The sequence below is a fragment of the Arthrobacter sp. NPDC080073 genome (genome assembly GCF_040686575.1).
Classification (GTDB): Bacteria; Actinomycetota; Actinomycetes; order Actinomycetales; family Micrococcaceae; genus Arthrobacter.
The window spans coordinates 146874-164758 of record NZ_JBFBKR010000004.1 but is presented as its reverse complement, the minus strand read 5'-3'; the positions used below and the strand labels follow the sequence as shown (position 1 = coordinate 164758).

The following is a 17885-nucleotide window of genomic DNA, read 5'->3' as shown; positions in this document are numbered from 1 at the left end:
TGACGCTAGCTCACAAACAAGCCCAAACGACGGGATCCTCCTGCAGATCATCTGAGCGAGGGTTTGAGGAAAGCGGGCCATAGGTGAGCGGGGGTTTGCGGAAAGGCGGTCATAGCTGAGCGAGGGTCGGTAGGTTTGTCGGGTTTCCGGCCCTGCAGGACCCGCTGTTCTGCCAAGTGCCCTAAACTTGGGTGGTGCTGAACGAATTCTGGGCTACTGCTTCCACCACCTACAAGACGCTGGTTTTCGGCGCGATGGGGCTTATCGCCGTCGGGATCATCCTCACGATCATCGGCAACACTTCCCATAACCAAGGCCTTGCGCTGACGTCGTTGTTCGTGATCGGCCTCGGCCTGGTCCTGCATGTCGTGGGCATGGTGGTACGCGGACAGCAGGTCCGCAAGGGCTTGAAGAAGTAGCCTGCGGAGCATGGCGATGACCCAGCATGCGGTGGTGATCGCCGGAGGTGGCCCCACTGGGCTGATGCTGGCGGGCGAGTTGGCATTGGCCGGCGTCGACGTCGCGATTGTCGAGCGGCGTCCAAACCAGGACCTCGCCGGCTCACGCGCAGGTGGTCTGCACTCACGCACCATCGAGATCCTCGATCAGCGCGGAATCGCTGATCGGTTCCTGTCCGAGGGGCAGGTGGCCCAGGTCGCCGGGTTCGGCGGCGTCCGTTTTGACATCAGCGACTTTCCCACCCGGCACAACTACGGGCTCGGGCTGTGGCAGAACCACATCGAGCGCATCCTGGCAGGCTGGGTTGCCGAGCTGGCGGTGCCGATCTATTACGGACGCGAGGTGACCGGATTCGCGCAGGACCAGACCGGCGTCGACGTCGAGCTGTCCGCCGACCAGGCGCTGCGCGCGGAATACCTTGTCGGGTGCGACGGCGGCCGCAGCCTGGTCCGTAAGGCGGCCGGAATCGAATTCCCCGGGTGGGATCCGACCACGAGCGCCCTGATCGCCCAAGTGGAGATGGCCGAGCAGCCGCCCTTGGGCGTCCACACCAATCCTTTCGGCATCCACTCCTTCGGCAAGTTGGAGTACAAGATTCTCGACGGCAAGGTGGTCTACGCGGATGGCGGGCCCGTCGGAGTCATGGTGACCGAACAGCACGTGGGACCCGCCACCGAACCCACCCTCCAAGACTTGAGCGAGGCGCTCATCGCCGTTTGCGGGACGGATTACGGGATCCACAGTCCCATCTGGATCTCCAGGTTCACCGACATGACCCGGCAGGCCGCGAGTTACCGCGACAGGCGGGTCCTGCTCGCCGGCGACGCCGCACACGTGCATGCCCCGGACGGTGGACAGGGCCTCAATACCGGTGTGCAGGATGCCGTGAACCTGGGATGGAAGCTGGCCCAGGTTCTCAAGCGGGCATCGCCTGAAAGCCTCCTCGACACCTACCACGCCGAGCGCCACCCGGTGGCCGCCCGCGTGCTGCGCAACACGATGGCGAGTGTCGCGCTTCGCCGGCCGGACGAACGCACGAAAGCCGTGGGCGAGGTCATTGTCGAACTCCTCGGCATGGAGGAACCGCGCAAGCGCTACGCCGCGATGCAGTCCGGCCTCGATGTGCATTACGACGTCGGCGAGGGGCACCCGCTGCTCGGACGCCGCATGCCCGATCTCGACCTCGCCACCCCAAGCGGTCCGCTGCGTGTCTTCACGCTGCTGCACGACGCCCGGCCGGTGCTCCTCAACCTTGGCGAGCCGGGCGGCATCGACATCATGCCGTGGGCGGACCGCGTTCAGCTGATTGACGCCACATACACCGGGACCTGGGAGCTCCCGGCACTCGGCGCGGTCACTCCTCCCGCCGCCGTATTGATCCGGCCCGACGGATACGTGGCCTGGGTGGGAGACCGAACCCGGCTGGGCCTCGACGTCGCGCTGAGCCGATGGTTCGGACCGCCTGCCGCGGGGTAGCGGCCCGGCGTCGACGCTAATCCGGAGACACGTCCCGGGCCGATAGGGTTGGAGCATGACTATTAACCCGGATTTGCAGGGCCGCAGCTACCCTGCCGCAGAGGTGTACGACGTCGGCCGCGAAAAGATCCGGGAGTTCGCCCGGGCCGTGAAGGCCACCCATCCCGCCCACTTCGACGTCGAAGCCGCCAAGGCCCTGGGCCACAGCGACCTCGTCGCCCCGCCGACCTTCGCCATCATTGTCGCCCAGCGGGCCGATGCGCAGCTGATCGAGGACCCCGATTCCGGGATCGACTTCAGCCGCGTAGTGCACGCCGACCAGCGCTTCACGCACCACCGCCCGATCGTTGCCGGGGATCGGTTGCGGGCCGAACTGCACGTCGACGGCGTCCGCGCCATGGGCGGCGGGGCCATGATCACCACGCGTTCGGAAATCTTCGCGGTCCGCGAGGACAACCAGCACGAGAGGGTCGCCACCACCACTTCGTCCATCCTGGTCCGCGGAGAGGGACAGTAACCATGAGCTTGAAACTTGAAGAACTCGCCGTCGGTCAGGGAATCGGCACCCGCAGCATCGAGGTCACGCGCCAGGACCTGGTCAAGTACGCCGGCGCATCCGGCGACTTCAACCCGATCCACTGGAACGAATCCTTCGCCACCAGCGTCGAACTTCCCGGAGTCATCGCCCACGGCATGTTCACCATGGGCTCCGCCGTGCAATTGGTGAGCGACTGGGCCGGCGACCCCGCCGCCGTCGTCGACTACCAGACGCGCTTCACCAAACCGGTGCTGGTCGCCGACACCACCGGTACCAGCGAGCCCGGCGCCGTGATCGAGGTTGCCGGAGTGGTGGGAGCGCTCGACGCCGAAGCCCGCACCGCGCGCATTGACCTGACCGTCACCTTTGCCGGCCAGAAGGTCCTCATGAAGTCCCAGGCCGTTGTGAAGCTCGCTTGAGCAGGCTGCAACAATCAGCACCTCGCGCCACCGCGGCGGAATTGTCGCGGTGGCGCAATGCTGTGGTGGCCGCGTACGGCGCCAGCGGCCTGGCCTTCTCGTCCTGGGTCTCCCGCTTGCCCGCGATCCGCGATGGCCTGAACCTGACGCCCGGCACGGTTGGCCTCCTGCTCATGTGCATGACGGTGGCATCGTTCCTCTCGGTGTCCGCGTCCGGGATGATCGTGATCCGGCTCGGATCACGACTGACCACGCGGATTGGCGGCGCCATGGTGGGCCTCGGCCTGGCGGTGGCCGGTTTTGGCACGTCCGTGCTGGCCAACCCCGTGGTGGTGGCGCTTGGACTCATGGTGATCGGGCTCGGCACGGCCAGCTGGAACACGGCATCCAACGTAGAGGGAGCGTCGCTTGAACGCGCCCTTGAGCGGCACATCATGCCCCGTCTCCACGGATCCTTCAGCCTCGGCACCGTTGCGGGCGCAGGGCTCGGCGCTTGGGCCGCTGCCGCGGGACTGCCGGTCTTCTGGCATCTGGCTGCGGCCGGCGTGGTGGTCGCGGTCTCGGTGGTGACAGCAACTGCATGGTTCCGTGCGGACTCGACGCCGGTAGCGCCCGCAAAGGCCTTCAAACCCGGAAAAACGGACACCTTTGAAGATCCTTCAACCGGTCCCTTGCCCATCATCCGGCCCGGCAAGCAGGGACCGGCCGAACCATTGGACAGCAAGCGCATGGTGGCGCGGGCGTGGCGCGAACGCCGGACCCTCCTGCTTGGATTGCTCGTCCTGGGGCTCGCCTTGGCTGAGGGCGCGGCGGGGGACTGGGTGGCCTTGGCCTTGGCCGACGGCCACGGTCAATCCGATGCCGCCGGAGCCATCGGCTATGGAATCTTCGTGACGTTCATGACTGTGGGCCGCTTTGCCGGGACCGTGGTCCTGGACCGCTTCGGACGCGTGCCTGTAATGCGCTGGTGCTCGGCCACGGCCGTGGTGGGGCTGGCACTCTTTGTCTTCTCCCCGGTACCGTGGCTCGCCTTTGCGGCACTGGCCCTTTGGGGCCTGGGTGCTTCTTTGGGGTTCCCGGTGGGCATGTCCGCTGCCGCGGACGATCCGGCCCACGCAGCGGCCCGGGTTTCTGTGGTCTCCACGATCGGCTATGGGGCGTTCCTTTGCGGTCCGCCGCTGTTGGGACTGCTGGCGGAGCACTTCGGCATCCTGCATTCCTTGCTCGCCGTCCTGGTCCTGCTCGTAGCAAGCTTCTTCCTGGCGCCCGTCTCGCGGAAGCGCGCCCCTGAGCTGGCGCGCCCCTGAGTCGGGGCGCCCGTGAGTCGGCGCGCCCCTGAGTCGGCCAGGGCAGGCAATCCCCGCTAGGCTTGTTTGGTGACCCAGACGATGCTTTCCGAACTGACCACGGCCGCCGTTGGTGGGCCTGCCGGCACCTTGGTGGAGGCCCGCACCGAAGGGGAAATCATCGACGCCGTCCGCTCGGCGGATGCCGCGGGCGAGAAACTGCTCATCATCGGTGGGGGATCCAACCTTCTGATCTCCGACGCCGGATATCCGGGCACCGTCCTCAAGATCGCCTCGCAAGGCTTCACCGTGAACTCGGAGGATAGCTGCGGAGGGGTCTCTGTGGTGGTCCAGGCCGGTCACAATTGGGATGCCCTCGTGGAGCACTCCGTGCTGCACGCGTGGTCCGGGCTGGAAGCCCTCTCAGGCATCCCGGGCGCCACGGGCGCCACTCCTGTGCAGAATGTGGGCGCCTATGGTGCCGACGTCTCCCAGACCATCGCCGCAGTGCGTACCTGGGACCGCGAACGCAACGCCGTTCAAACCTTCACCAACTCCGAGCTCAAGTTCGGCTACCGGGACTCCATCCTCAAACAGACCACCACCGAGGGCTCACCGCGCTACGTGGTGTTGACGGTTGAATTCCAGCTGCCGCTTGGACGCATGAGCGCGCCCATCCGGTACGCGGAGCTGGCCCGGTCCCTCGGGGTCGAAGCCGGGAAGCGCGCGTATTCCAACGACGTCCGGCGTGAAGTCCTGCGGCTGCGTGCCTCCAAGGGCATGGTCCTGGACGCTTCGGACAGGGACACGTATTCCACGGGTTCCTTTTTCACCAACCCGATTGTGCCGGCCACAGCGGCGGCAGCGCTGCCCGAGGGAGCGCCGCAGTACCCGGCCGGAAACGATGGCCTCGTCAAGCTGTCTGCGGCCTGGCTGATCGACCAGGCCGGCTTCGGAAAGGGCTTCGGACTCGAACCCGAAAGCGTCTCCGGCGGCCGCGCCTCGCTGTCCACCAAACACACCCTGGCTATCACCAACCGGGGAGGAGCCAGCGCGGAGGACATGGTGGCGATCGCCCGCGAGGTGCGTCGCGGCGTCGTCGAGCGTTTTGGCATTGAACTGCACCCGGAGCCGCTGTTGATCGGTCTGGCCCTGTAGGAGGGCGCTCAGCGCTTTCCGGTCGGAAGGACCTTGTTGAGCAGCAGGAACGTCAGCCCGCAACTGGCGGCCCCCAGGAGGAAGATCTGGCTGAACGCTATGCTCTGCGGCGACGGACCGCCAGGCGAAATCCAGCCGGCTGCCGCGAAGCCTGCCACGCCCAGGAGCATGACGATGGCTGCGAGCAGGAAGCTGCGCACGTGATCGCCCGCGCCTGTCTGGAACGCCGATTCGGTATCGTCGAGGTCCCGGTCGGACGGTGGCTGGCATGCGGTAGCAAGGCCAAGGAGGAGGGCCGCGGCGCCGGTAGCGGCGAGTCCCACTTCCTGGACAGTCTGCATCGACGGGGACAATCGCACCCCCGCGCCAACAGCTATTGCCAGGCCGCAGACAAGCCCGACGGCGGCGGCGCACCAACCAGCGGCCGCTAACCGCCGGCTGAGCGGCCGCAGCAGCGGACCTAACTCACCGAACAGCATTCCCCTAGCGTAGGTGGGCCCGCTGGAAGGCCCCTGTGAGCGGAGTGGGAGTTCTTCTCCCGTGCTATGGAGGACCGAAGCTGTCCGCCGTGCGCCCTATGATGGGGCCATGGCAGCTTCGGCTAAGATCAGCGTCACTCCCAAAGTCATGGGCAGGCTGCGCCTTGCGAGCCAAGGATTGCTTGGGGGTTTCAGTAGCCCCGCCGAATGCGTTTCCAGGATGGGCGCCATGCAGGCCCAGGACCTGGCCTCGGCGTTCTGGGCCGTGGGGCAGCGGGTTCCTGGTTCCGGCCTCTCGAAGGTATTGGAGGCGCTGGAGAACGGCACAGTGGTCCGGTCCTGGCCTATGCGGGGAACGCTGCACCTGGTGCCACCACGGGACTTGCGCTGGATCCTGGCCATCACCACCGAACGATCCATGCGTTCGGTGGCCGCGCGGCACCGGGAACTCGGCATCGACGAAGCAGACATCGCAACGTGCCGGGACCTTGCGCTTGAACGCGTCGCGGGCAGCCCCGGCGCCACGCGCGAGGAGCTTTTTAAGATCTTCGAATCCGCGGGCCAAGTGACCGCGGCCCAACGCGGCATCCATTTGCTTTGGATTCTGTGCCAGAACGCCTGGCTGGTCCAAGGGCCCCCGGCCGGCACAGCGGGCAAAGCCCTTGGACAGCAACTTTTCGTGCCCTTCGATGAGTGGATTCCGGAATCCGCGATGCTGAGCAGGGAAGAAGGGATTGCCGAATTCCTGCTCAGGTATATACGCAGCCACGGACCGGCCACGCTCTTGGACTTCGCGTGGTGGACCCAGATCCCCAAAGCCGAGGTCCGCGCAGCCCACGAGGCTATCCGCGGCCAACTCGTGGAGCTCGTCTTCCGGGAAACGTCCTATTGGCTGTCGCCCGAGACGGCGGCACTGCTCGACGACGGCGTCCCCGGCTCACGGACGGTCCTCGCCTTGCCGGGATTCGATGAATTCCTGCTCGGGTATGCGGACCGCAGCCTTGTCCTGCCACAGGAGCATTTCCAGAAGGTCGTTCCGGGCGGCAACGGGGTCTTCAAGCGGATGATCGTGTCCGGCGGCGAGGTGGTGGGCACGTGGTCCCGCAGCGGCACCGGCCGGAGCGCCGTCGTCGTGCCCGAACCGTTCGCCCCGGAAGGCCTGGCTCCGGCAGCCAAGCGGTCCTTCGAACTCCAGGCAGCAAAGTACCTTCGGTTCATGGAGAGTTGAGGGCACCCAACTGCGAGTCAGTTGTTTAAAAGCAACGAGTCCTAGAGGTTGCCCGTGGCGATCTTCAACATGCGGCGCAGCGGCTCGGCAGCGCCCCAGAGAAGCTGGTCGCCCACGGTGAAGGCGCTGATGTATTCCGGGCCCATCTCAAGCTTGCGGATACGGCCCACGGGGATCTCCAAAGTGCCGGAGGCAGCAACCGGGGTGAGGTCCGCCATGGAGGCTTCCTTGGTGTTGGGCACAACCTTGGACCACTCGTTGTCAGCGTCCAGCAGCTTTTCGATTTCGGCGACGGACAAGTCCTCGCGCAGCTTGAGCGTCAGTGCCTGGGAGTGGGAGCGCATGGCGCCGATACGGACGCAAAGGCCGTCCATCACCACGTGGTCCTTGCCGGGCTTTCCGTTGCCCGTGCCGAGGATCTTGTTGGTTTCCACCCCTGCCTTCCACTCTTCCTTGGACTGGCCGTTGCCGAGGTCGGCGTCGATCCAGGGGATCAGGGAACCGGCCAGCGGGACGCCGAACTGGGTGGCGTCGACGCCGGAGCGCTGGGTCGCCAGGACCTTGCGGTCGATTTCCAGGATCGCCGACGCCGGATCGTCCAGTTCGCTGCTGACTTCGTTGTTGAGGGTGCCGAACTGGTTGAGCAGTTCGCGCATGTGGCGGGCACCGCCGCCCGAGGCCGCCTGGTAGGTCATGGAGGTACCCCACTCGACCAGGTTGTTCTTGAACAGGCCACCAAGCCCCATGAGCATGCAGGACACCGTGCAGTTGCCGCCGATGTAGTCCTTCACGCCGCCGGACAAGCCTGCGTCGATGACGTCGCGGTTGATGGGGTCCAGCACGATGATGGAGTCCTCGTTCATGCGCAGCGTGGACGCGGCATCGATCCATAGCCCGTCCCAGCCACGGCTGCGCAGCTCGCCGTGGACCTGCTTCGTGTAGTCGCCGCCCTGGGCAGTGACAATAATCGGCAGCTTGGCAAGAGTCTCAATGTCGAACGCGTTCTCGAGCTTGCCTGCGCTGCCTTCCGCTGTACCAGCGAATGACGGCGAGGCACCTCCTGCGTTCGAGGTGGAGAAAAATACCGGGTTGATGTTGGCGAAGTCGCCCTCTTCCTGCATGCGCTGCATCAGGACGGAGCCGACCATGCCACGCCAACCGACCAGTCCAACGGACGGATTAGCTGCTGTAGTCATTGGACCAGTCTAGACTTTCGCGGCTCCCGGCCGCTGTCGGTTACGTCACGAGGTGACCCGGACCCAACTGACTGGCAGTAGGTGTCGTTTTGACGCCCCAAAACGACACCTAGTGCGAGTTACTTGGGGGAGGAGTCGGGTTCCTCCAGCAGGGCCGCCTTGCGGGCACGCAAGGCGTAGAACGCGCCAAAGGCGAAGACCTGGGTCACCACTACCAGGACGATGATCCCCAAGATCTTGTTGCCGCCGAGGATCATGGTGAGCCCAACGATCGCGGACAAGAGCGCGAAGAGCGGCAACAACATGTAGCCGAGCACGAACAGGGTCTCAGGTTTCTTCAGCATTCTCAGTCTTCCGTCCGGCGCCACGTGGCGATCCGGTAGTTGGTGCCGTTCTTCGAGGTCAGCCAGCCTTCAGTTGGCACCACGGACTCGAACGTCCACTTCTCGTCGAGCGTCGGCGCGAAAGTGTCACCGTCCGTCTCGACGTCGATCGTGGTGACAACGGCGGCGGTTGCGAGGTCCGCGGCTTGCTCGAAGATCTCGCCGCCACCCAGGATCCAGACCGCCTCGTGGCCCGGCGCGAACTGCGACTCGAGCAGCGCGGTGTCCATGGAATTGACGACGACGGCGCCTTCCGCGCCAGGCGTGCTGCCCCAGCCTTCCTGCCGGGTGATGACGATGTTCGTGCGGTTGGGCAGCGGACGGTACTTATCCGGGAAGGACTCCCAGGTCTTGCGACCCATGATCACGGGATGGCCGCTGGTGACCTTGTTGAAGTGCTTCAGGTCTTCGGGCAGGTGCCACGGCATATCGCCGTCCTTGCCGATGACGCCTGAGGTGGTTTGCGCCCAGATCAAGCCGATTCCGGTCATGCCCGCCGCGATGCCCTCGCTGAACGCCTCGGCGCCCGGGCCGGTTTCTTCGGTGCTCATACTGCCACCGGCGCCTTGATCGAGGGGTGGTGGCGGTAGCCGACTACTTCGAAGTCCTCGAAGGTGTAGTCGAAGATCGAGTCCGGCTTGCGGGCGAAGCGCAGTTGGGGGTACTCGTAAGGCTCCCGGGAGAGCTGCTCTCTGACTTGCTCGACGTGGTTGTCGTAGACGTGGACGTCCCCGCCGGTCCAGACGAAATCGCCGGGCTCAAGGCCCAGCTGCTGGGCCACCATGCAGGTCAGAAGCGCATAGGAAGCGATGTTGAAAGGAACGCCCAAGAACATGTCTGCTGAACGCTGGTACAACTGGCAGGACAACTTGCCGTCGGCAACGTAGAACTGGAAGAACGCGTGGCACGGCGGCAAGGCCATGTCCTTGATCTCGGACACGTTCCATGCCGAGACGATGTGGCGGCGGGAATCCGGGTTGGCGGCCAGGCCCTTCATGAGCTCGGCGATCTGGTCAATGTGCCCGCCATCGGGGGTCGGCCAGCTGCGCCACTGCACGCCGTACACCGGGCCGAGTTCGCCGTCGGCGTCCGCCCATTCATCCCAGATGGTGACACCCTGCTCCTGGAGCCACTTCACGTTCGACTCGCCGCGGAGGAACCACAAGAGCTCCAGCGCGAGCGATTTGAAGTGCACCCGCTTGGTGGTTATGAGCGGGAAACCCTGGCTCAAATCGAAGCGCAACTGGCGGCCGAAAACGCTCCGCGTGCCGGTGCCCGTGCGGTCCGACTTATGCGTGCCGTTGGCCATGACGTCACGCAGGAGGTCTTCATATGGGGTTGGGATGCTCACGCACCCAGCTTACTGGAGTCAGTCGTCGAAGGGCTTGATCTGTTCCACGGCCACGACCCGCTGGCCGTTTCCGCGGGCCACATGGCACACGATCATCTCGCCAGGTGCCAGGTACGGATCCTGGGCAGGCAGCATCTCGCGAAGCTCGGCACCCATGCGCTCGCCGAGCGTCTTCAAGACGGTGGGGAGTGCCGGCCTGTGGGTGCACAGCGCAACCCCGCGCTGCTTGTCGAACAAGCCCTCGACGACGGCGGACGTCTTCTTCGGGCTCCGCTGGTGGTTGTGCTCGGTCAAGGCATCCACAAGTTTCACCTTGGCACCGGCTGACTTGGCGTAGGGCGCGATAGTGGATACGCACCTCGCCCAGGGACTGCTCACGATCCGCATGGGCTTCCAGACGCCCAGTAGCCGCTCCACGGCAAGCGCCTGCCGCAGACCTGTCACGGCCAGCGGCCGGCTGCCTTCGGCCTTGCTCCAGGAGGATCGTGGCTTGGCTTTGGCATGGCGCACCAGAATCAGGGGCCACGTCTCCAGCTCATCATTCAGGTGGGCTTTCGCCAGTGCCTGGAGCGGGGCTACATCCGTCGGGTTGCTCAGGAAACGTGCCGCCTTGTCCGGTGCGGCCCACATGTAGGCGTCCACTTCTTGGCCGTCCGGCTTGATGACGGACCCATTGACCTGGGTGGCCCAATAGTGAACGACCTTCAGCCCGGCCGCCACGTGGTAGTGCGTCGGAGGAAGGGGGATGCCGAGGGCGGCTTTGAGGCCGATTTCTTCCCTGATCTCGCGGACGGCGCACTCCGGGATGGTTTCCCCGGCGTCGAGCTTGCCCTTGGGCCAGGACCAGTCGTCGTACTTCGGCCGATGGATCAGCAGGACCTCAAGGGCGCCCTTGGTGACGCGCCAGGGAATGGCGCCGGCCGCCGTGACGGCGATCGGCTCCCCGGGATGGTCCGTCTGGTCTGCAACAGGTGTATCGCTCTTCAACTTTTTGCTGCCTACCGCCGGGCAACTGCACGTTGGCGGGACCGGGAGGCAAGCAGCCAGGACTGGATGTCCAACAGCGGCGTGCCGTCTTCGGCCCGGTGGAACCTGGTCCATTGGCCTTGGTTGTCGAGGTGCCAGCTGGCAGTGCCGGGGTCCATGTAACGGCGCAGCAGGTCCATGACCTCGGCTGTGTCTTCGCGGCTGGAGAGCTGCACCAAGGCCTCGACCCGGCGGTCGAGGTTGCGGTGCATCATGTCCGCGGAGCCGATGTAGACCACGGGATCGTTGGCATTGGCGAAGGCAAACACCCGCGAGTGCTCCAGGAAGCGGCCCAGGACGGAGCGGACCGTGATGTTCTCGCTCAGCCCAGGCACTCCCGGGCGCAGCGAGCAGATGCCACGGACAATGACGTCAACCTTCACCCCGGCCTGTGATGCCCGGTAGAGGGCATCGATGGTGGCCTCGTCGACCATGGAGTTGACCTTGATCTGCACCTTGGCGGCAATTCCCGCGCGGGCGTTGCGGATCTCGGTCTCGATCCTGTCGATCAGCCCGGACCGCACGGAACGCGGCGCCACGAGGAGCCGCTTGAAGGTCGACTTGGGGGCGTATCCGGAGAGCTGGTTGAAGAGCTTGGACAGGTCCTCGCCCACCTGCTCATTGGAGGTCAGCAGGCCAAGGTCCTCGTAGTAGCGGGCCGTCCGCGGGTGGTAGTTGCCGGTGCCGATATGGCAGTACCTGCGGAGGCCATCCACTTCCTGGCGGACAACCAGGGACAACTTGCAGTGCGTCTTGAGTCCCACGATGCCGTACACCACATGCACGCCGGCCTGCTCCAGTTTGCGGGCCCAGGAGATGTTGGCCTGCTCGTCAAAGCGGGCCTTGATCTCCACGAGGGCCAGGACCTGCTTGCCGGCCTCGGCGGCGTCGATCAGCGCGTCCACGATGGGGGAATCGCCGGAGGTGCGGTACAGGGTCTGCTTGATGGCCTGGACCTTGGGGTCGGCCGCCGCCTGCTCCAGGAAGGCCTGGACCGACGTCGAGAACGAGTCGTACGGGTGGTGCAGCAGGATGTCGCGGCGACGCATCGCCGCGAAGACGTTGGCGGCCTTGGACGTCTCGGATTCGTTCAAGTACCGCGAGGTGTGGGGCACGTGCTTCGGATAGTGGAGGTCGGCGCGGTCGATTCCGCCGATGACCGACAGGCCCCGGAGGTCCAGGGGAGCCGGAACGGAGTAGACCTCGGATTCCTCGACGCCGAGTTCGCGCACCAGGAGCGCACGGATGTTCGGGTTGATGTCCGTGGTGACCTCAAGCCGGACGGGCGGGCCGAAGCGGCGGCGCAGCAGTTCTTTTTCAAGCGCCTGCAGGAGGTTCTCGGCGTCGTCCTCTTCAACTTCCACGTCCTCGTTGCGGGTGACGCGGAAGGAGTGGTGCTCCATGACTTCCATTCCGGGGAAGAGCTTGTCCAGATGCACCGCGATGACCTCTTCGAGCGCGATGAATCGTGCCACGCGGCCCGGGACCGCGCCGGCGCGCGGTCCGTCGATCGAGACGAGCCGCGGCAACTGGTCCGGCACCTTGACGCGGGCGAAGAGTTCCTTGTCGCTCACGGGGTTGCGGACAATCACGGCCAAGTTGAGGGAAAGGCCGGAGATATACGGGAAGGGGTGGGCAGGATCGACGGCGAGCGGGGTGAGGATCGGGAAGACCTTCTCGCCGAACATGATGCTCAAGCGGTGCTGGGCCTCGTCGTCGAGTTCGTCCCAGCGCATGAGGTGGATGTGCTCATAGGCCAAAGCCGGGCGGATCTGCTCGGCAAACACGCGTGCGTGGCGTTCCTGCAGCTTCCGGGCGGCATCGCCGATCTGCTCCAGGACTTCGATCGGGCTCAGCCCGGCGGGGGAAGGCACCGCAAGTCCGGTGGCGATGCGGCGCTTCAAGCCCGCAACCCGGACCATGAAGAATTCATCCAGGTTCGAGGCGAAGATGGAGAGGAAATTGACCCGCTCCAGCAGGAAAAGATCCGGATCCTCCGCGAGCTCAAGAACCCGGGAGTTGAATGCGAGCCAGCTCAGCTCGCGGTCCAGGAAGCGGTCCGGAGTGATGTCGCCTTCGGGCTCAAGGGAGGGCGCAAACTCGGGAATGTCGATGCGGTCCTGGGTTGCCCGCGCAGCCGGGACTTCGGAAGATCCGAAGCGGGGAGGCAAGGTTGCGCCCTTGACCTCGGTTTTGGTGGTTCCGACCGGGTCCGGATTCATCGGGCTCTCCTTCGTTCAGCGCGGGGTTTGATTCAACCCTACAAGGATTCCACGTGCCGGAATCCTAGATGTCCTAGCCTTTCAGATACGCCTCGGTTCCGGGTCACTTCCGGGTTAACGGCGCATACATCACATCGACGTCCCAGCGGACGAAGCCCAGCTTCTGGTACAGCGCAACGGCCGCGGTGTTGTCGGCATCCACGTACAACATCACAGAGTGCAACTCGTGGCTCTGGAGATACCTGATCCCGGCGACAGTGAGCGCCTTGCCTAGCCCCAGCCCCTGGGCCGCAGGCGTCACGCCCACGACGTAAACCTCGCCGATAGCCGGATGGGGTCCTCTCCGGGGGTGCACCTTGGTCCAATGGAATCCGAGCAGCTCCCCGGCCGGGTTCACAGCCAGCAGGAAACCTGCGGGATCGAACCAGTCCTCGGCCATCCGGGCTTCCAGGTCGGCCCTGGTCAGGGAACCCTGCTCGGGATGGTGGGCGAATGCTGCCTTGTTGGCTGCCAGCCAGGCGGACTCATCCTGGCCCGGCACGAAGGCGCGCAGTGAAACTCCCTCAGGCAGGCCGGCGTCGGGCAGTTCCGCCGTGGAGGACATGAGCCGCATCTTCCACAGTTCGCGCGCCGGGCCGTAGCCGTAACGGGCCGCAAGCTCCGCTGCGGCCTCGTGGTTCCCATGGGACCACGCGTTCAGCCCCTCGAGCCCGCGGCTGGACTGGAGTGAATCCAGCAGCCGGCCTGCGACACCTTGGTTGCGGTAGCTGGGGTGCACTGCCATTTCCAGGACCCCGGTCCCGTCGTCCGCTTCAACCACGACGGCGATTCCCGCCAGATCCTGCCCGCTCGCCGGATCGGACTGCTCGTCCGGAGCATACAAGGCCAGCGTGAGCACAGAGTGGTCGCCGGCATCTGCTCCGCGCAGCATGACCAGGGTCTGTTCGGACAGCGGGGGATTGCCGTCGGACTCTTCGGCAGCTGCGGCGAGCGTCTTGATGTCTTTCAACAACTCGTTATCCGAGGCGCCTTTGACGACGAGGACGGGCCAGTTCTCCGGGTGCGCAAGGCTCATGCTGCAAGGCTATACGCCTCCGGCCGGTTTGGCGGGATGGATTTTGCGGGCACTGTCCTGGCCGTGTAAGGTCTATATCTCGTCCGGCTTCGCGAAGCAGGATACGAGGGGGATCCACCAGTGGGGTGGCCTCGATACGTTCGACCCGTATGTCCTCCACTCAAGCACTCCGCTACTCAAGCACAGGGAAGGCCCGGACTCAGTGAGTCCGGGCCTTCCCTGCGTTCGCAGCTTGGGCTTTCGAAGCCTAGGCCTCCGTGAGCTCATCTTCCGGCAAGCGGGCCAACGTCAGCCGGTAGCCGACGTTGCGGACGGTGCTGATGAGGTTCTCGTGGTCCGCGCCCAGCTTGGCACGCAGGCGCCGGACGTGGACGTCCACAGTGCGCGTGCCGCCGTAGTAGTCGTAGCCCCACACCTCGGTGAGAAGCTGCTGGCGCGTGAACACCCTGCCCGGGTGCTGGGCCAGGTACTTCAGGAGTTCGAACTCCTTGAAGGTCAGGTTGAGCGGCTGCCCGTTCACGCGGGCCGTATAGCTTGCCTCGTCGATCACGACGCCGGCCGCCCGGATCTCGGTATTGGCCTCCTCTTCGCCGGGGATGGCACGGGCCACGGCCAGGCGGATCCGGGCTTCGACCTCGGCCGGCCCTGCGGAGTCGAGGACGATATCATCTACCGACCAGGCGGAAGAGACGGCAGCCATGCCGCCTTCGGTGAGGATCAGGATCAGGGGGGCGCTCAAGCCCGTGGCTTTGAGCAGCTGGGTCAAGGAGCGGGCTCCTACGAGGTCCTTGCGGGCATCGAGGAACACGACGTCGGTGGGGTCGGTTTCGAGCAAGGCCGTTGGCTCTGCCGGAAGGATGTGGACCCGGTGGTTCAATAGCTCCAAGGCGGGCAGGATGTCTACCGACGAGCCGGTGCTGTTCGTCAGGAGCAGGATGTGCGACATAGTTCCTCCAATGGGCGGTCCGCGCATCATCGGGCGTCTGAACCGGGTTTCCACCGGCCGGTAGCTGCTTATGGGGCGTGGTTCCGTTGTAACGGAAGCGTTGCAACAAGAAGCGCTGTTGACAACCGAGTATACCCAAAGGCCCCTGCAACGTCAGGGATTCGTGTCACCTTCAACCCCTGTTTGCGACATATTCGTGCCGCATAAGGCAGGATTGGCAGGAGGTTGCTCTCAGCCTGGAACGAAATGGGGCCCATCGAGGATCCCACGAGGGCGCAGTGAGGTTAGGGACACAGTGAGGTCAGGGGCGCAGTGAAGTCTTGGAGCATCGGCGTGGTCGGCCTCGCGGCGCTCGCGGTTTTCGTCGCCAGCTCTTACGGCCCCACGGAAGGCCTGGTCGCCGTCGGAATTCTGGCCTCGGCCGCGGTAGGCATCGGCTGGCCCCATTTTCTGGCGGTTCCCGCCAAGAAGACCCTTGCCGCGGTGATCGGGCTGAGCGGTGCCGGTTCGGCCTTGGCAGCCGGATTGATGCCAGCCCCCGGATTTCTCGACGCAACTCCCGCCTTCATCGCCGCAGGCGTGATCGCGGTGTTCGTCGTCCAGCTGATTCGCGGAACCGGGCAGGCCCAACGGCTCGAATCCACCCTTGGTAGCTGCGCCGGCGTCCTGCTGAGCTGCCTTGGCGCGGGCTGGATTGCGGGGGCGAGATTCAACGGGATCAAGGAAATGGTGTTGGTCGCCGCCCTCAGCGCGGCGGTCGCCCTGCTCGCCGGCTTGTTGCGCTGGCCGGACCGCGTCGTGGCGCCTTTGGGCATCGTGGCTGCCGGGTTGGTGGCTCCGCTGGCCGGCCTGGTGTTCTCCAACATCGCTATCGTGGCTGCCATCGTAGTGGGCGTCGCCATCGCTTCGGTCCTGGTCAGTTTCCGCCGGATGGTGACCCTTCGGCTCGGCCGCCTGAATTTCCCGGCTGTCCTTGGAATGGGCGTCGCCCCCGTCTGGGCGGTTGGCGCGTTGTGCTACTTCATCGACAAACTACTCATCTACTAACAGTTAGGATGGCATCATGTCCGTACTTGCATTTGAAATCTTCTTCCTTGTCCTCCTCGGCCTGGCCAGCCTCTCGATGGCGTGGTTCGCTGGTTTTGTCGTTTACCGTCTCTTCAAGGGCCAGAAGTAGAGCTTCTGTACCTTCCGGTCCACTGAGGTAATTGCTGTGCCCATCGAACTCCCTTCCGACCTGACACCCGAATTGGTACCCCTTTCCTGGCTCATTGGTGAGTGGGAAGGCCGGGGACGGCTTGGAAGCGGCGAGGAAGACTCGGAACACTTCATCCAGCATGTCTCCTTTACGCACCACGGTCTGCCGTATCTGGAGTACCGCGCCGAAAGCTGGCTCAGCGACGAGGACGGCACCAAGTTGCGGCCGCTCACCGTGGAGACAGGCTTCTGGGCCCTGGAGCGGAAAATGCTCGACGCCGACGGCGGCCCCGGCCTGATTCCCGCCGAGATCGTCCCCGTCTTGAAGACGGCCGACGACGTCGAGGCCCACCGGAACGCCGACGGCGGGTTCGACATCGCCGTGACGATCGCCCATCCCGGTGGCATCAGCGAGCTGTACTACGGCCAAATCAAGGGGCCGCAGATCCAGATGAGCACCGATATGGTGATGCGCGGCGGCCACTCCAAGGAATACACTGCGGCCACACGGATCTTCGGACTCGTCGATGGCAATCTGTTGTGGCGCTGGGATGTGTCCACTCCGGGTAAGTCGCTCGAGGCCCACGCTTCGGCTTTCCTGAACAGGCTCTCCTAGGAGGGCTTTTCCCTGGCTTCAAGGTCTCACCGAAGAGGTCTCACTGAACGTCCCGTTTCGCAGTCCGAACCAAAGGGGAGCAGCAAGTGAACGAAGCAACAAAGCCCGCCCGCTATGACGATCTCAAGGCCGTCTTTTTCAACGGGACGCTCAAACCATCCCCGCAAGTGAGCAATACCGACGGACTGATTGCTCTCAGCCGGCGCATCATGGAAAAGCAGGGCGTCAGTACCCGCGTAATCCGCACGGTGGACCACGACATTGCCGCCGGCGTCTATCCGGACATGCGCGAACACGGCTGGGCCACGGATGAATGGCCCCAGTTGTATCCGGCCGTGCTTGAGGCCGACATCGTGGTGGTGGCCGGTCCTATCTGGCTGGGCGATAACTCCTCCCAGACCAAGAAGCTCATCGAGCGGCTCTACGCCCATTCGGGCCAGCTCAACAGCAAAGGCCAATGGGCCTACTATCCAAAAGTCGGCGGCTGCCTGATCACCGGAAACGAGGACGGCATCAAGCACTGCGCAATGAACGTCCTGTATAGCCTCCAGCACGTCGGCTTCACCATTCCGCCCCAGGCCGATGCCGGCTGGATCGGGGCCGTGGGCCCCGGACCCAGCTACCTCGACGAAGGATCCGGTGGTCCCGAGAGCGACTTCACCAACCGGAACACCACCTTCATGACCTGGAACCTGCTCCACTACGCCCGGATGCTCAAGGACGTAGGCGGCATTCCTGCCTACGGCAACCTCCCGGATGAATGGAAAGCCGGCACGCGCTTCGATTTTGAAAACCCGGAATACCGCTGAGCCCCAAGGACTTCTACTACA

General features: G+C 64.9%; 19 protein-coding genes. 10 read left to right on the top strand and 9 right to left on the bottom strand.

Annotated elements, in window-relative coordinates; translation table 11 throughout:
• Positions 1-194: 194 nt before the first annotated feature.
• The 6 genes from AB0O52_RS06850 to AB0O52_RS06825 all read left to right on the top strand — a co-directional run bounded on the left by AB0O52_RS06850 (position 195) and on the right by AB0O52_RS06825 (position 5336).
• Complete coding sequence (locus tag AB0O52_RS06850; RefSeq protein WP_364535201.1) at positions 195-419, top strand: DUF3188 domain-containing protein; 225 nt, start codon at positions 195-197, stop codon at positions 417-419.
• 10 nt (positions 420-429) lie between these two features.
• Positions 430-1935 carry an FAD-dependent monooxygenase gene (locus AB0O52_RS06845; protein ID WP_364535198.1) on the top strand — a complete coding sequence of 502 codons (1506 nt, stop codon included), beginning with the start codon at positions 430-432 and terminating at the stop codon, positions 1933-1935.
• 55 nt (positions 1936-1990) lie between these two features.
• Positions 1991-2452, top strand: a complete 462-nt coding sequence (locus AB0O52_RS06840) for a MaoC family dehydratase N-terminal domain-containing protein (RefSeq protein WP_364535195.1) — start codon at positions 1991-1993, stop codon at positions 2450-2452.
• Positions 2453-2454: 2 nt separating this feature from the next.
• Complete coding sequence (locus AB0O52_RS06835) at positions 2455-2892, top strand: MaoC family dehydratase (protein ID WP_364535192.1); 438 nt, start codon at positions 2455-2457, stop codon at positions 2890-2892.
• Positions 2889-4199, top strand: coding sequence for an MFS transporter (locus AB0O52_RS06830; protein ID WP_364535189.1), 1311 nt, complete (start codon positions 2889-2891; stop codon positions 4197-4199). Before AB0O52_RS06835 ends, AB0O52_RS06830 begins: the two co-directional genes overlap by 4 nt.
• A gap of 69 nt (positions 4200-4268) precedes the next feature.
• Positions 4269-5336, top strand: coding sequence for a UDP-N-acetylmuramate dehydrogenase (locus AB0O52_RS06825; RefSeq protein ID WP_364535187.1), 1068 nt, complete (start codon positions 4269-4271; stop codon positions 5334-5336).
• 8 nt (positions 5337-5344) lie between these two features.
• On the opposite strand, the gene AB0O52_RS06820 is transcribed toward AB0O52_RS06825, so the two are convergent.
• Positions 5345-5815, bottom strand: a complete 471-nt coding sequence (locus AB0O52_RS06820; RefSeq protein ID WP_364535184.1) for a hypothetical protein — start codon at positions 5813-5815, stop codon at positions 5345-5347.
• A 109-nt stretch (positions 5816-5924) separates the two neighbouring features.
• Here AB0O52_RS06820 and AB0O52_RS06815 point away from each other — a divergent pair, with 109 nt between their 5' ends.
• Positions 5925-7043: a winged helix DNA-binding domain-containing protein gene (locus AB0O52_RS06815; RefSeq protein WP_364535181.1), complete on the top strand. Its 1119-nt coding sequence runs from the start codon at positions 5925-5927 to the stop codon at positions 7041-7043.
• Between the two features lie 41 nt (positions 7044-7084).
• Here the strand turns inward: AB0O52_RS06815 and asd are convergent, their stop codons facing one another.
• From asd to AB0O52_RS06775, 8 genes are all read right to left on the bottom strand, one after another.
• Complete coding sequence (asd, locus tag AB0O52_RS06810) at positions 7085-8239, bottom strand: aspartate-semialdehyde dehydrogenase (protein WP_364535178.1); 1155 nt, start codon at positions 8237-8239, stop codon at positions 7085-7087.
• Between the two features lie 119 nt (positions 8240-8358).
• Positions 8359-8583 carry an NF038396 family protein gene (locus tag AB0O52_RS06805; RefSeq protein ID WP_236812320.1) on the bottom strand — a complete coding sequence of 75 codons (225 nt, stop codon included), beginning with the start codon at positions 8581-8583 and terminating at the stop codon, positions 8359-8361.
• A gap of 2 nt (positions 8584-8585) precedes the next feature.
• Positions 8586-9173 (bottom strand): dihydrofolate reductase, encoded by a 588-nt coding sequence (locus tag AB0O52_RS06800; RefSeq protein ID WP_364535175.1) that lies wholly within the window; start codon positions 9171-9173, stop codon positions 8586-8588.
• Complete coding sequence (locus AB0O52_RS06795; RefSeq protein WP_364535172.1) at positions 9170-9973, bottom strand: thymidylate synthase; 804 nt, start codon at positions 9971-9973, stop codon at positions 9170-9172. Before AB0O52_RS06795 ends, AB0O52_RS06800 begins: the two co-directional genes overlap by 4 nt.
• An 18-nt stretch (positions 9974-9991) precedes the next feature.
• Complete coding sequence (locus AB0O52_RS06790; RefSeq protein ID WP_364535169.1) at positions 9992-10960, bottom strand: NUDIX hydrolase; 969 nt, start codon at positions 10958-10960, stop codon at positions 9992-9994.
• Positions 10961-10971: 11 nt separating this feature from the next.
• Complete coding sequence (locus AB0O52_RS06785) at positions 10972-13221, bottom strand: RNA degradosome polyphosphate kinase (protein WP_364535166.1); 2250 nt, start codon at positions 13219-13221, stop codon at positions 10972-10974.
• A 103-nt stretch (positions 13222-13324) separates the two neighbouring features.
• On the bottom strand, positions 13325-14296 hold the full coding sequence (gene mshD, locus AB0O52_RS06780; protein ID WP_364535163.1) for a mycothiol synthase: 972 nt from the start codon (positions 14294-14296) through the stop codon (positions 13325-13327).
• Positions 14297-14543: 247 nt separating this feature from the next.
• Entirely contained in the window at positions 14544-15242 is a 699-nt protein-coding gene (locus tag AB0O52_RS06775; RefSeq protein ID WP_364535160.1) for a response regulator transcription factor, read from the bottom strand.
• A 312-nt stretch (positions 15243-15554) separates the two neighbouring features.
• On the opposite strand from AB0O52_RS06775, the gene AB0O52_RS06770 reads away from it, so the two are divergent.
• The 3 genes from AB0O52_RS06770 (at position 15555) to AB0O52_RS06760 (ending at position 17864) form a co-directional block, all read left to right on the top strand.
• Positions 15555-16289 carry a permease gene (locus tag AB0O52_RS06770; RefSeq protein WP_364535157.1) on the top strand — a complete coding sequence of 245 codons (735 nt, stop codon included), beginning with the start codon at positions 15555-15557 and terminating at the stop codon, positions 16287-16289.
• 166 nt (positions 16290-16455) lie between these two features.
• Positions 16456-17055 carry an FABP family protein gene (locus tag AB0O52_RS06765; RefSeq protein ID WP_364535154.1) on the top strand — a complete coding sequence of 200 codons (600 nt, stop codon included), beginning with the start codon at positions 16456-16458 and terminating at the stop codon, positions 17053-17055.
• A gap of 86 nt (positions 17056-17141) precedes the next feature.
• Entirely contained in the window at positions 17142-17864 is a 723-nt protein-coding gene (locus AB0O52_RS06760; RefSeq protein WP_364535151.1) for a flavodoxin family protein, read from the top strand.
• The last annotated feature ends 21 nt before the right edge of the window (positions 17865-17885 follow it).

Coding starts and splice junctions, on each gene's coding strand:
- AB0O52_RS06835 (WP_364535192.1), top strand. CDS start 2,455: ATGAGCTTGAAACTTGAAGAACTCGCCGTCGGTCAGGGAATCGGCACC.
- AB0O52_RS06815 (WP_364535181.1), top strand. CDS start 5,925: ATGGCAGCTTCGGCTAAGATCAGCGTCACTCCCAAAGTCATGGGCAGG.
- AB0O52_RS06820 (WP_364535184.1), bottom strand. CDS start 5,815: ATGCTGTTCGGTGAGTTAGGTCCGCTGCTGCGGCCGCTCAGCCGGCGG.
- mshD (WP_364535163.1), bottom strand. CDS start 14,296: ATGAGCCTTGCGCACCCGGAGAACTGGCCCGTCCTCGTCGTCAAAGGC.
- AB0O52_RS06840 (WP_364535195.1), top strand. CDS start 1,991: ATGACTATTAACCCGGATTTGCAGGGCCGCAGCTACCCTGCCGCAGAG.
- AB0O52_RS06785 (WP_364535166.1), bottom strand. CDS start 13,221: ATGAATCCGGACCCGGTCGGAACCACCAAAACCGAGGTCAAGGGCGCA.
- AB0O52_RS06800 (WP_364535175.1), bottom strand. CDS start 9,173: ATGAGCACCGAAGAAACCGGCCCGGGCGCCGAGGCGTTCAGCGAGGGC.
- AB0O52_RS06775 (WP_364535160.1), bottom strand. CDS start 15,242: ATGTCGCACATCCTGCTCCTGACGAACAGCACCGGCTCGTCGGTAGAC.
- AB0O52_RS06845 (WP_364535198.1), top strand. CDS start 430: ATGGCGATGACCCAGCATGCGGTGGTGATCGCCGGAGGTGGCCCCACT.
- asd (WP_364535178.1), bottom strand. CDS start 8,239: ATGACTACAGCAGCTAATCCGTCCGTTGGACTGGTCGGTTGGCGTGGC.
- AB0O52_RS06805 (WP_236812320.1), bottom strand. CDS start 8,583: ATGCTGAAGAAACCTGAGACCCTGTTCGTGCTCGGCTACATGTTGTTG.